The following is a 13273-nucleotide window of genomic DNA, read 5'->3' on the forward strand; positions in this document are numbered from 1 at the left end:
AGAGGGGGCTCCGTGAAGGACGCCAGGAACCTGGGTGACCTGTTCGACTCGTTCGAGGAGGAAGCCTTCCGGCTGGAGACCCTGGACGACTACAGCGGGTCCGGGAACGTGGACGCGTACCGGGCCTTCCTCGCGGGAGAGCCCCAGCCCGCCGACTACAACGACGGCTGGGTGGAGGAACTCCGCCGCCACACGGGCGCCGGGAAACGCGTCTACCGCGTCCACGTCCTCTCCCGGCCCCTCACGCCGTACCTGAGGTTCGAACTCGGCTGGGGCTACCGGAAGAACGCCACCGGAGGGGAGGAGTTCTTCGTCCTCGACACCACGGACGGGAGCGATCCGCTGCACGGCGTGCCGGACTTCTGGCTCTTCGACGGCGTCACCCCGGCGGTGATGCGGTACACCGAGGACGGCTCGTACACCGGGTCGGAGATCCTCCCGGACGACCGGTCCCAGGAGTTCCGCACCTACCGGGACACGGCCCTCGCGAACGCCGTCCCCTTCACCGACTGGTGGGCGAAGCACGGCGAGTGACCAGAGCCCGGCCCGGCGCCGCGCCGCGCGGGACCGGGACGGGCAGGACGCCCCCGCTCGCCGCCGACGTCGGCCGAGGCCGTGTCCGGGGACGCCCTGCGGTGATGCGGGGAGGCGGCCGGGGCGGGACCGCGCGGGCGGAGACGGGGCCGTGCGGGAGCGGCGACCGTCTTCGTGCGGGCCTCGCCCACGTTCGCCGGAATGCGGGGGTCTCCCGGGCGGCGGGGGGTTTGCTGGGCCGCCCGGCCTCCCGTTCGGGTGGCCGGTCCCAGCGGAACCCCCGAAGGATGTGATGGACATGATCACCCTGAAGAAAGCCTGTGCGGTGGCAGCGGCCGTCGGAATCTGCGCCGGTGCCCTCACCACGCTCCCGGCCAGCGCGGCGCCGAGGGAGGGCCACATCTACAACAAGCAGACGGATCTGTTCCTCAGCCCCGGCCCGTACGACAGCCTGGACGTTGAGGAATTCGGCAGGAGCGGCGAATGGGAGCTCCGGACACCCCCGGGGGCGGCCGCCGACGTGTACCAGCTGAAGTTGAAGGGCACCAACCTGTGCATCAAGGCCCTGACCCCCGCGGACGTGGGGCTGGTGGAGTGCGTGGCCAACCCCGGCAAGCCCCAGAGGTGGTTCGTGACCGCAGGGACGGGCCACTGGGGAACCATCCAGAGCAGGCAGTACCCCGGGCACTTCCTCGGAACCACGGGCGGACCTGTTCAGCTCGTAGAGACGCAGCAGCTGGACGCCCCCGTGCTGTGGCGGTTCGCCGAGGAAGGCTGAACCCTTTTCCGGAAGCGGTCGGCTCCGGTCGCCGCGACCGAGCCGACCTGAGGCACCGAGCGCCCACCCCCGCGACCTCACGACGACATCGACGGCCGCGCCTCACTCGCCGCCACCACCGCCCGCCGCCGGAACCTCGACACCGGCGGCGGCGCCGCCCTTTCCCCAGCCGTCAATATCGCACCGCGCCCCGCACTCCTTCGAATGATCCACTTTGGTTGAAGCAGAGCATTCGAGTCGGCTTCCGATACATATGTCACATGATCAACTCCCGTCAGTTCCAGTGCGGTATCGCCGCTCTCGCCGCCACCGGCGCCCTCGCCCTCTCGTTCTCCCTCGTGCCGCCCGCCCAGGCGGTGCCTGCGGCTCTGGCACCCGCGCCCGTGAGCCCGAGGGTCAGCCCCACCTGTAGTGAGGAATGGGTCGACTTCGGCGAAGGCCACAGCCGACGGATGAAGAGCCAGCTCTGTCTCAACGTCAACGAGAGGGGCGCCCTCGTCCCGACGCTGACGATCCAGTGCCACTGGTCCGTGTTCGCCGGAGAGGGCTGGACGGAGCCCAACGGCTGCGGCATCGCGGACCCCGCCCACCTCCAGATCACCAACTCCGAATACACGGACGGGGGGATCTATTCCAACCTCAGTGGGGTGCGGGGGAAGGGCGCGGTCGCCACCACAGGCCGTGACCAGGACTGCTCCGAAGGCAGCTGGAAGCTGTGGTCGAGCTACATCATGGAGACGAAGGACGGCATCGGCCGCTGGAACAACAACGTGGAAGCCTCCCACGAGACCACGTTCAACGTCACCTGCTCCTGACGGAACACCGCCTCCCGCCGACCCGCGCCCGGACCCGCGCCCGGAGCAGGGCGGGTGTCAGGCGGAACCGGTTCGTTCCGGGCCAACCAGGTCTCCGCAAAGCCTTGTTGACTCGCATTCAGCTCGTCATTCCGGACCGCTACCCTGGCCCCCATGACGGGGGAAACTGAACAGAGTTCACGTCCTGACGGGCTGGGCGGGAGCGGGGCCCTGCCCCTGGAGCCGGGCGATCCCCGGCAGATCGGAGCGTTCCGGCTGCTCGGGGTCCTCGGCTCCGGCGGGATGGGACGCGTCTACCTCGGGGCCGTGCCCGGGACCTTCGCGGCGGTCAAGCGGGTCCTCCCGCTGCTCGCCGAGGACCCCGACTTCCTCAGCCACTTCGGACACGAGCTGGACAACCTGGCCCGGCTGCCCGCCGGGGCCGACACCAAGCTCCTGGCGAGCGACCGGACGGCGAAACCGCCTTGGTTCGCGACCGAGTTCATCCCGGGCATCACCCTGAGCGAAGCGGTCCGGCTGCACCGGGGACCGCTCCCCGTGGACGCCCTCTGGCGGCTGCTGCACCACGCCGCCGCCGGGCTCGCGCTCGTCCACGGGGCCAGAATGGTGCACCGGGACCTGAAGCCCTCGAACGTCATGCTGACCGCCACCGGACTGTCCCTGATCGACTTCGGGGTGGCCCGCGCCGCCGACCAGAGCCGACTGACCAGGACCGGCATGGTCATCGGGACACCCGCCTACATGGCACCCGAACAGGCCGTCGCCGACCGGACGCTGACCGGCGCCGCCGACGTCTTCGGGCTGGGGAGCCTGCTCCTGTACGCGGCGAACGGACGGCCCCCGTTCGGCGACGGCTCAGGACCCGACCTGCTCTACCGGGTCGTCCACGGGGAGCCGGAGTTCGGGACGCTCCCGGAGACCGCGCCCGAACTGGCCGCGCTGGTGCGGACCTGCCTCGCCAAGAACCCCGCAGAGCGGCCCACCGCCGCCGACCTCGCCGGGGCCACCGCCGTACACGCCGAGGACGCCGTCTGGCCCGCCGCCGTCGCCCGGCGCATCGCCGAGCGGGCCGTCTTCGCCGCCGGGGCGCCGACCGCCGAACACCTGGCGGAACTGGCCGCGGCCGATCCCGCCGAGGACGTCGCCACGCTCCCCCTGACCCCCCGGGACGGGAAGGAGCCCGCCACCGTGCCGCCGGTCCCGATACCCGTGGTCCCGGGACCGGTCTCCCGGGAGAAGCGGCGCAAGCGGCTGCTGCTGCTCGCCCTGCCGGTCGTGGTGACCACCGGGGCGACCCTGACGATGGCCCTCGGCCCGTACCAGATCGGCCGACTGGGCGCGGCGCCCGGACCGTCGTCCGCGCCGCCGTCCACGGTCGCCTCCCAGCCCGCCGGAGTGCCGTCCCCGCCCGGACCGGGCTCGCCGTCCGCGAAGACCCCGGACGGGAAGCCGTCCTCGTCGTCGCCGCCGGGTGCCACCTCCCCCGGGGCGCCGCCGCCCGCCGACGGAGGTGCGGCCGGTGGCGGGGCGGGAGGGGGCGCCGGAGGGGGCGCCGGAGGCACGGGGACGCTCCCCGGCGGCTCGGGGAACGGCTCCGGGAACGGCTCGGGCAGTGGTTCCGGGAGCGGGAACGGGGGCGGCGGCGGGACCCGTACGACTCCGCCCGCCGGTGGGGGCACGACCACCCGGCCCGCGCCCCGGCCCACACCCACCCCCCGGCCGACGACCACCCGGCCCGCGCCGCCCGGCGGCTCGACGCCCTCGGGGACGTACTCCCTGAAGAGCGCGAGCGAGGGCACCTGTCTGGCCGAGCACGACCAGGGCTTCGCCGTCACCGTCAACGACTACGCGTGCGGCTCCGCGCCCGCCTCCGGGACGATCTCGTACTCCTGGACGTACAAGGCGAACGGCGACGGCACCTTCCGGCTGGTCAACCGGAGGACCGGGCACTGCCTCCAGCCGTCCAGCGGCGGCGCGCCCGGCGGGGGAGCCACCGCCTGCGACGGCTCCGGCGCGCAGAACTGGAAGGTCTTCGCGACGACGTCCTCCGGCCGCGCGCTCCAGAACGTGGGGAGCGGGCAGTGCCTCGCGGCCGGGCCGCCGTTCGTCATGTCGTGGGACTGCGACGCGGGGAACAGCAGGATGCTCTGGCGGAACGCCTCCGCCCTGTGACGCGGCGGAGCCCGGCGGAGTGCGCCGCCGGGCCCCGTACCGGCCGGGCTCCCCTCGGGACCCGGCCGACCGGTCACTTGGACTGCGTGGAGAGCGTCACCCCGCTGAAGTCCTGCGCGGCGGCGAGGGTGAAGTACACCCAGCCCGACGGCGGGTTGTCGATCGTCAGGGTCTCGGTGTTCCCGGCGCCGGTGGACTTCGCCAGGAAGCTGCCGGGCGTGGCCCAGCTTCCGCCGCCGTAGTACAGGTCGGCGTTGCCCGTGCCGCCGCCGCTCGTCAGCTTCAGCTGCTTGACCCCGGCCGGCAGGTACACGAAGTGGTAGCTGTAGTTGCCGGTGGTGGCGGCGAGGCCGTCCCGGCGACAGTTCTGGTCGAACTGGCGGGTGTCGGCGATCGTGCAGAGCGGGATCGTGGTGGCCGGGGGCGTGGCGTCCGGCAGCGGACCGCAGTCGTCCGTCGCGCAGGTCGTCGTCAGCCAGGTCTCGAAGTCCGCGTCGTAGCGGGTGCCGATGGTCTGCTTCAGGAAGGTGCGGGCCCCGGCCCAGTCACCCGTGCGGTACTTGCCGAGCACGGTCTCGATGTCGGCGGGGTGCTTCTGGAGCATGTAGCGGACCGCGAGGAAGCCCCAGCGGTAGACCCGGTTCGAGTTGACCTCGGGGTCCTCCTCCTGGCCGTACACGGTGTCGAAGAGGTCGCTCAGCCTGTACGTCTTGCGGGCGGCCTCGGCGATGGCGTCGGCGTTGCGCTCGTTCCGGTAGCCGAAGGAGATGTTCTCCGCGATGCCCTCGACCCACCAGATCGTGGGCGTGGTCATGCCCGCGTCGAAGTCGCCGTGCATGTTGAAACGGCCGTCGAGGTAGTGGGTGTACTCGTGGTTGAGGTTCCAGATCTGGAAGTCCGGGCGCAGCCAGCTCGCCTCGTGGGCGATGAAACGGGCCTGGTTGCCGGGGACGGCCGGGTTGCCCTCCTCGTACATGCCGCCGTTGTCGATGTCGATGTTGTAGAGGGCCCAGGCGTACAGCGCGTACTGGGTGTAGTCGTCGAAGACGACGACCTCCAGGTCGGTGTTCACATCACCGGGGATCGCGCCCTTGTCGCCGATGATCCGGTGGAAGTACGCGTCCTGGCCGACCAGGCTCGTACAGGTGCTCGCGAGCTGGCCGGGGGACATGTCCTGGGCGCGGATCTTCAGGCCCGGGGTGCAGGTGTGCTGGATCGGCAGGACCGCCGGGAGCACGCGCTGACCGAGGTCGCAGATGGCGTAGGCCGCGCAGTTGCCCCGGTCGTACTGGCGGGTGGCCCAGCCGAGGTTCATGGTGATCGGCGCGGTCGGGCCGACGTTCGGGTAGCGGTTGATCAGGTCCTTGAGGAGCGGGCGGACCCGGTCCTTCAGCTCGGGGACGTCCAGGACGTTGCCGAGGTAGCGGCCGACGTTGCTGACGACGTCGAGACGGTTCAGCTGGGCCTCGTTGCGGGTGATGAACCCGGCCCAGGTGTCGACGATCGCGGGGTCGGCCTTGAGGGCGGCGCGCCAGCCACGGGCGTCGTTCTTCGCCTTGAAGGCGTTGTCGACGACCCACTCGACGTGCTGCATGGCCAGGTTCATCTGGCCCGGCCAGGTGCCGTTGTAGCTGCCCAGCATCCACTTGACGACACCGGCGTAGCGGCCCGCCTCGTGGGTACTGTCGATCAGCGTGACGACCTCGTTGAGGATCTCGCCGTTGGCGTCGGTGACGTCCTTGCTGCGGGGGGACGCGAAGTAGGCGTCGAGGGCGCCGCGCGCGGCGGTCGCGAGGGGAGTGCCGTAGTCGCCGACGGTGGCGGCGTTGTTGTCCTGCACGTAGTAACCGGCGCGCAGGAACAGCACGAGCTGGCCGGTGGCGGTGCTGTTGTCGCCCGCGTAGGTGGCGAAGCTGTCGCGCAGGGCGTTGGCGACGGTCACCATCTGCTCTTCGCGGAAGGCCTTCCGCGCGTTCTCCCCGGTGAGGTTGAACAGCGGGTAGGTGCAGGTGATCTGCGGCAGCGCCTTGAGCTGCTGGACCAGCGCGGCACCGGTGGAGTTGATGACTCCGGAGAGGTCGGGGCAGGCGGCGGTCGCGGCGAGCCTGGACGCCTTGGCGGTCCCGGCGGCGGGCGCGGGCCTCGGACCGGTCTCCTCCGTGCCGTCCTGCGAGGACAGGCGGAAACGGGGGTTGGCACCGATCGCGTCGGGCGACTTGGGGACGGGGATCGCCCGGGGCGCCGAGGCTCCCCGCGGGTTCCCGGCGCCCGGGGCGGTGGCACCGGCGGGGGCGGCCTGGCTCTGCGGCGCGAGCAGACCGAGGGCGAGGAAGGCGGCGGCGCCGAGCACGGGAAGTCTTCGCGCTCGCGTCTTCGATATCCGGAAGGGGGGAAGCATCGGTGGGGGCCTCCGAGGCCGTTCGTGCCACGTGATGGGAAACACGGGCCGCTGTCATGTGACGTGTAAAATTTCACATGTCGCATTGTTCTGGAAGTCTTCTGGCCGGATTAGTCGGTCACGGACGAGGAAAATTTGGAACGGCGCTGGTCAGGCGTGTGGGGGCGAGGGCCGTAGCACGGGTGGGGGCGGGCGGTGGCCGGGAGTCGGGCGGCGGGCGGGGCTGGGGAACGGCCGGAAATCGGGGTGGTCATGGCCTCCGGGGCGGCCCCGGGCCCGTTCTGCCCTCGGGTCTGCCCTCCCGGACCTTCCGGGCCGTCCCGGGCGCCGTGAGGCTCTGCGGGGGCACGGCTGGCCGTCCGGAGGCAGGAGAACCATGTACGCACGGCGGGAAGCGGAGACGGAGCGGGCGAACACCGTTCCTCGGGCGCGGACGGAACGACCGGCGCAACAGGCCGACCGGATAAGGGCGTTGCAGCGGACGGCGGGCAACGCGGCGGTCGTCCAGACGATGCCGAACACCCTGCTGGGCCGGGGCAGCGGCGGACAGGGCCCCGCCGGACTCGTGGCGAACAGCGGCGCCGCAGAACGCGAGCGGGCCCTCAGCGAGAGGTTCGGCATCCGCATCGGGCCGCCCACGGACCGGCCGGACGACCACTTCAGCCACTCCATGCTCTACCGGATCGAGACGATCCTGAGCAGCCTCCCGGAGGCGGACGTCCGCGACAACCCGGAACTGCGGGCCATCGAACCCGCCGCGGCCGACTCGGACAGCGCGGCCAGCACGTACAGCGGAGACGACCGGGCCATCACCATGGTCAGCCCCTTCGGTATGCCCTCCTGGCTCTACACCGAGCTGAACCGGGGCGTCCGCTGGCAGCGCAAGCAGATGGACCAGGGCGCGATGGCCGACTACGAGGGGATCAGCGAAGCCGGGGACAAGGCCCTCGGCATCGACGGCCGGGAACGCGAGGTCATGGGCGGCGTCTCCGACGTGCTGGCCAACGGCAACCTGGTGAAGTGGACGCTGCGGCACGAGATCGGCCACTCCGTCGACAAGCGGGCGCAATGGCTGGACAGACTGAAACACCTGCCCCACTTCGGAGGCTGGGAGACCTACGGAGAGGCGCGGAACCAGGACATCGGGGTGATGGTGAACGCGGTCCTGACCAGGGCGGGGCTCGGAAACCGCCTGACGGTCGAGGACAGGTACCACTCGACGCTCCCCCAGGCCGTGGCGCTGGAGCTGAACTCGGGGAGGGCCTGGTCCAACCCCGCCCTGCTGCAGAACCTCGCCGCGAACTTCACCGGCCAGGACCAGGCGTTCCACGACGGGCTCGCCGAGGTCGTGAGGTTCGGACAGCACGCCCTCGCACAGCCGTGGACGCTGCCGGACGGCGGCGGGGACCTCCTCACCATCGACGGCCGGACCTACCACGTCGACCACTACGGGAACTGGGTCAGCTACCTGCGGGAACAGCGGGAACAGCACGCCGTCTCCAACTACATGTTCTCCACGCCGGACGAATGGTTCGCGGAGGCGTACGCGGCCTTCCACGACCCCAAGCCGGGCGCCCGCGACCGGCTCCACCCGGACGCGGTGGCGTGGTTCGAGGCGCCCGACGCCTAGAGAACCGGGTGGCCCGACGCCTGGAGAACCGTGCGGGACGGCCCCGCGAGGCCGCGTGGTCTCGCCACCCGGACCATCCGTGTAGAGTGGCCTTACCGACGCGGGGTGGAGCAGCTCGGTAGCTCGCTGGGCTCATAACCCAGAGGTCGCAGGTTCAAATCCTGTCCCCGCTACTCTCGTACGAAGGGCCCGGCACATTGCCGGGCCCTTCGTCGTGTCCGGACACCGCGCTCGTGCGGGCGGCGCGCTCGTGCCGGGCGTCGGCTTCCGGTGGGGCGGCGGCCGGGGCGGCGGCTCGTACGGGCGGCCGGTCGAGGTCCTCGCCGTCTCCGGGAGCCTCGCCGCCCTCCAGCGGCGCGGGCCGCCCGACGCGCCCCGCCGCACCGCGCCACCCGCCGTACCTCCCCTATCAGTTCCGCGTGTCGGACAGATGTCCACGGAGGCGTACGCGGGCTTCCGCGACCCCGGGCGGGACGCCCGCGACCTGCTCCGTCGGGCCGCCGAGGCCCGTTTCGAGGCGCCCGCGCCCGGTACCGCGATCGCGTCCGCGTGACGATCATGATTCTGACTCGTTGGTGTGACCGTGCGCTGATGAGCTGACGGTCGCACGGGTCGTGCCGTGGTCCGAGGGCACGGCCGGGGGCTGGAGGCGGTCGCCGCCGCCTGCTGGTCAGCTCGTCAGCGAGGTAGGAGCCACGGCGATGGCCCGGAGAGCATGAGCGGGTGTGTCATCAGCCGCCGTCCGCGTCGCCACGTCGAACTCTCCGCCTCTCCGTGCGATGTGACGTCTGATCAGGAAGGCCACCATGCTGCAACTGCCCGTCGAGGACATGGAGCCGGCCCCCGGACACGCCGTGGAATGGGCGGTGTCCTCGGCGGGAACCGCCGGGCGCGCCGAAGGCTCCGATCCGGGCGCCCTCGCCTCGTACAACCAGAAGGACCACTTCTCGGTCGCCCAGAGCCTCCGCGCGGCGGACATCGGCTACTCCTCGTACATCGGCGGCTCCTTCGAGATCCGGGGCCGTGTCGACCTCGACGCGCTGGAAGCCGCCCTGCTGCACTTCGTACGCCGCCACGACGTGCTGCGCTGCGACTTCGGGGAGCCCGGAGCGGGCGCGGGGACCGGGACCGGGGAGGGCGCGGGGACCGTGGAGGGCGCGGACGGGCCCGTGTTGAGGGTCGTCCCGCCGCAGGACGTGAAACTGGAGCGGGTCGACGTCGGGCGGCTCGACACCCCGGCCGAGACCCGCGCCTACGTCCTGCGCTTCCTCCAGGGCACCGACACGCTCCGGGGACCCTGGATCGTCATGGGCGCGCTGCTGCGGGACGACTCCGCCACGGTCTACTTCGCCTGTGACCACCTGCTGGCCGACGGGGTCTCGACCCCCGTGGCCGTACGGGACATCGCGGAGGCGTACGAGGCGTACGCCCAGGGCCGGGAGCCGGTGCTGCCCCCGGCGGACGGCTTCCTCGGCTACGCCACGGCCGAGCGGCACCGGGGCGCGGCGATGGGCCCCGACGACGCGCTCCTCGACCACTGGAAGGGGTTCGTCGCGCGCAACGGCGGAGAGCTCTTCCCCCGGTTCCCGCTGGACCTCGGGATCGAGCCGGGAGTGGTGTACCGCGCCGTGAACGAGGCGGACGCGCTGCTCCCCGCCGACCGCCTCGACGCGATGGAGGCCCACTGCCGTGCGGTGGGCGGCCGGGTGTCGACCGGTGTCCTCGCCGCTCTCGGCGTCAGCCTGAGGAGGGAGGGCGGACCGGACGTCCACCGGGCGCTGCTGCCGGTCAGCACGCGGGACCGGGGGCCCGGCGCCCACAGCATGGGCTGGTTCGTGAACACGCTCCCGGTCGAGTTCCGGGTGGCCGACGAGACGGACTTCGCGGGCGTCATGGCGGGTGCGCAGTCCGCCCTCGACGCGATGCGGCCGTACGCCGAAGCCCCGTTCGTCCGCGTCTTCGACCTCCTGACCTGCGACCAGGACGGGCCCCAGGTCTGGCCGTACGCCGTCAGCTTCTTCTCCTACCTGGACTTCAGGACGACCCCGGGGGCCGACCGGCACGAGGAGCTGAAGGCCCGCAAGTACGTCTCCACGTCGCACAGCAACGGCATCTTCTTCTGGTTCCACCGCAACGACACCGGGCTCCACCTGAACTCCATCTTCGTGGACACCCCGCAGGCCCGCCGCACCAAGACCGCCCTCGTCGGGACGCTCGTACGGTCGCTGGACAGCATCGCGCGCACCGGCCGGTTCTGACGGGCTCCACCCAGGTCACGGGCGGAATCCGCCCAGGTCACGGGCGGACGCCCACCATCGAAAGGGGCGCCGACCGGTGCTTCAACTCCCCAGCTCCGAACTGGTCCTCGCACCGGGGCACGCCGTCGAATGGCGCGTGCAGACCTCAGCCGCCCGTACGGCCGTCCCGGGGCCCGGGCCCGTCCCCGCCGCCGGGTCCGGCGGGCCGGAACCGTCCCGTCCGCTGCCCTCGTACAACCAGGAGTACCACTTCGGCGCCTTCGCGCCCCCGGCCGACGGCGCCGGGGACCGGGACCGGGATACGGACCGCCGCACCGACTCCTACGCCGGGACCTTCGAGATCCGGGGCGGGCTCGACCGCCCGGCGCTGGAAGCCGCCCTGCTCCACTGCGTACGGCGCCACCCGGCACTGCGCTGCGCGTTCCGCCCGTCGCCCGGCGGTCTCGTCATCGAGGTCGCCGCGCCGCAGGACGTCAAGCTCGAACCGGTCGACCACGGGCCCGTGACCTCGCCCGCCGGGGCCCGCGCCCACGCGGAGAGGTTCCTGCGGGCCACCGACACCCGCGACGGACCCTGGATCGTCATGGGCGCGATGGTCCGCGAGGAGTCCACGACGGTCCACTTCGCCTGCGACCACCTCGTGACCGACGGCACCTCGATGATGATCGTCCTGAACGACATCGCCACCGCCTACGAGGCCTTCGCGTCCGGCCGGGAACCGGAGCTCCCCGTGGCGGGCGACTTCACCGACCACAGCGGCGAGGAACGGCGGCGGACCGCGTCGGCGCGCGCAGACGACAGCGGGCTGGAGCACTGGAGGGGCTTCATCGCCCGCAACGGCGGCCCCTTCCCCCGGTTCCCGCTGGACCTCGGGATCGAGCCCGGCGGCGGCGGTCCCGCGCGCAACACGACCGCCACGCTGCTGGACGCCTCCGGCGCGGCGGCCCTGGAGGCCCGCTGCCGGGAGGCCGGTGCGAGCGTGGCGACCGGCGCCCTCGCCGCCGTCGGCGTCGCCCTGAGGAAGCTGGGCGGGCCCGGCGTCCACCGCACCCTGGTGCCCGTCGGCACGCGCGGGCGCGGGCGCCACGCCCACAGCGTGGGCTGGTTCGTGAACCTCCTCCCGGTCGAGTTCCCGGTGGCCGAAGGGGCCGGTCTCGTCCGGACCGTGGCCGCCGCGCGGGACGCGTCGACCCGGATGATCCGGGGCGGCCGGGTCCCCTTCGTCGTCGTCCTGCGGCTGCTGGCCCCCGAGCACTACGCGCGCCCCTGGCCCCACGCCGTCAACTTCTTCTCGTACATGGACTTCAGGGACGTCCCCGGCGCGGCCCGGCACGCCGACCGGGAGGCCGGTGTGTACACCTCGGTGCCCGCGACGAACGGCATGTTCCTGTGGCTGCACCGCACCCACGACGGCCTCCACCTGAACACCGTCCACGTGGACACCCCGCAGGCCCGCCGCACCGGGGCGGCCCTCGTCGGCACCCTGGCCCGGACGCTGGAGGACATGGCCCACCACGGCGGCCTGTGAGCCGGGCCCCGGGGGGGGGAGGTCAACGGGGGCGGGCCCGGTGCGGTGGCGGCCCGTGATGGATTGACCCGTCACGGACCTGGTCCGTCACGCACCGGCCCGTCATGGACCTGGTCCGTCACGCCGGGTGGGCGGGGGCGGTGAAGACCGGGACCGTGACGCCGTCCTCCCCCGTCCGGAACCGCACCACCAGGTCCATCCCGATCCGCAGGCCGTCCTCCGGCACGTCCACGACCTCCGTCATCATGCGGGGGCCCTCCGCCAGGTCCACGACGGCCGCCACGTAGGGGACGCGCCCGCCGAACGGCGGGAGGTCGTTGCGGTGCACGACCGACCAGGTGTAGAGCGTGGCCCGGCCCTCCGCCGCCACCCAGTGGACGTCCTCGCTCCAGCAGGACGGGCAGAACTCGCGCGGGTAGTGGTGGACCCGGTCGCAGGCGGCGCAGCGGCGCAGCAGCAGCCGCTCCTCGGCGGCGGCGTCCCAGTAGGGGCGGGTGAAGGCGTCGACGTCGGGGGTGGCCGTCATCAGAAGAGTCCGATCGCGTGGTCGAGGGACCAGGTCTGCCAGGACATCGCGAGGAGGGCGACGAGGGAGATCAGCGCCATCATCGCGTTCTGCCCCTGCTCGGCCCAGTCGTGGATCATCAGGACGAGGTAGAGGAGGTTGAGCAGCAGGCCGCCGACGAGGGCGACCGGGGTGAGGAAGCCGGTGACGAGGCCGAGCCCCAGGGCGAGTTCGGCGTGGACGACGACGTACGCCATGAGCTTGGGGCGGGGCGCGACGACCGCGTCGAAACCCTTCCGGACCACGGGCCACCGGTGCCGCGCCGCGACGTCGGCGGCCCAGGCGATCCCCGTACCGCGCTCGAACCACCCCTTGCGGTCCTTGTGGCGCCAGCTCTCCAGCCACCACAGGCCGAGCCCGATACGGAGGACGGCGAGCCACTCGGCGCCGGTGAGCCAGACGGTCTGCATGTGCGCTCCCTCGGGGAACTGGATCTGACGGTACGTCAGTTCAGCGCAGGAGCGCGGCGGACGCAAGGGCCCGGGGGGGCGGGGGTCGCGCCGGGGGGCGTGAGGCCGGGGGCACACCCGGGGGTCGGGGGGTCCGCGCGGGTGCGGGGCCGTGCGGGTGCGGGGCCCGTACGGACACAAGGCCC

At 72.4% G+C, this 13273-nt stretch carries 11 protein-coding genes and 1 tRNA gene; 9 read left to right on the forward strand and 3 right to left on the reverse strand.

Annotation, left to right across the window (positions count from 1 at the left end; all coding sequences use genetic code 11):
* Positions 1-12 precede the first annotated feature (12 nt).
* The 4 genes from ACFXGN_RS19330 to ACFXGN_RS19345 all read left to right on the forward strand — a co-directional run bounded on the left by ACFXGN_RS19330 (position 13) and on the right by ACFXGN_RS19345 (position 4299).
* A complete protein-coding gene (locus ACFXGN_RS19330) occupies positions 13-534 on the forward strand; it encodes a DUF6879 family protein (RefSeq protein WP_384860457.1) in 522 nt (173 codons plus the stop codon).
* Positions 535-832: 298 nt separating this feature from the next.
* Complete coding sequence (locus tag ACFXGN_RS19335) at positions 833-1312, forward strand: hypothetical protein (RefSeq protein ID WP_384860460.1); 480 nt, start codon at positions 833-835, stop codon at positions 1310-1312.
* Between the two features lie 260 nt (positions 1313-1572).
* Complete coding sequence (locus tag ACFXGN_RS19340; RefSeq protein WP_384860463.1) at positions 1573-2127, forward strand: hypothetical protein; 555 nt, start codon at positions 1573-1575, stop codon at positions 2125-2127.
* Between the two features lie 153 nt (positions 2128-2280).
* Positions 2281-4299 carry a protein kinase gene (locus ACFXGN_RS19345; RefSeq protein WP_384860466.1) on the forward strand — a complete coding sequence of 673 codons (2019 nt, stop codon included), beginning with the start codon at positions 2281-2283 and terminating at the stop codon, positions 4297-4299.
* Between the two features lie 73 nt (positions 4300-4372).
* Here the strand turns inward: ACFXGN_RS19345 and ACFXGN_RS19350 are convergent, their stop codons facing one another.
* A complete protein-coding gene (locus ACFXGN_RS19350) occupies positions 4373-6649 on the reverse strand; it encodes a collagenase (RefSeq protein ID WP_384860469.1) in 2277 nt (758 codons plus the stop codon).
* A gap of 424 nt (positions 6650-7073) precedes the next feature.
* Between ACFXGN_RS19350 and ACFXGN_RS19355 the strand changes: the two genes are divergently transcribed.
* From ACFXGN_RS19355 to ACFXGN_RS19375, 5 genes are all read left to right on the forward strand, one after another.
* Entirely contained in the window at positions 7074-8327 is a 1254-nt protein-coding gene (locus ACFXGN_RS19355) for a hypothetical protein (protein ID WP_384860472.1), read from the forward strand.
* 99 nt (positions 8328-8426) lie between these two features.
* A tRNA-Met gene (locus tag ACFXGN_RS19360) sits at positions 8427-8500 on the forward strand.
* Between the two features lie 41 nt (positions 8501-8541).
* Positions 8542-8880: a hypothetical protein gene (locus tag ACFXGN_RS19365; RefSeq protein WP_384860473.1), complete on the forward strand. Its 339-nt coding sequence runs from the start codon at positions 8542-8544 to the stop codon at positions 8878-8880.
* A gap of 253 nt (positions 8881-9133) precedes the next feature.
* On the forward strand, positions 9134-10585 hold the full coding sequence (locus ACFXGN_RS19370) for a condensation domain-containing protein (RefSeq protein WP_384860476.1): 1452 nt from the start codon (positions 9134-9136) through the stop codon (positions 10583-10585).
* Between the two features lie 76 nt (positions 10586-10661).
* A complete protein-coding gene (locus tag ACFXGN_RS19375; RefSeq protein WP_384860478.1) occupies positions 10662-12113 on the forward strand; it encodes a condensation domain-containing protein in 1452 nt (483 codons plus the stop codon).
* 118 nt (positions 12114-12231) lie between these two features.
* Here the strand turns inward: ACFXGN_RS19375 and ACFXGN_RS19380 are convergent, their stop codons facing one another.
* Positions 12232-12639, reverse strand: a complete 408-nt coding sequence (locus ACFXGN_RS19380; RefSeq protein ID WP_384860480.1) for a Zn-ribbon domain-containing OB-fold protein — start codon at positions 12637-12639, stop codon at positions 12232-12234.
* Positions 12639-13088, reverse strand: a complete 450-nt coding sequence (locus ACFXGN_RS19385; protein ID WP_366439771.1) for a DoxX family protein — start codon at positions 13086-13088, stop codon at positions 12639-12641. The genes ACFXGN_RS19380 and ACFXGN_RS19385 overlap by 1 nt, the downstream gene beginning before the upstream one ends.
* Positions 13089-13273: the final 185 nt, after the last annotated feature.

This window comes from Streptomyces sp. NPDC059247 (assembly GCF_042754005.1).
Taxonomy (GTDB): Bacteria; Actinomycetota; Actinomycetes; order Streptomycetales; family Streptomycetaceae; genus Streptomyces.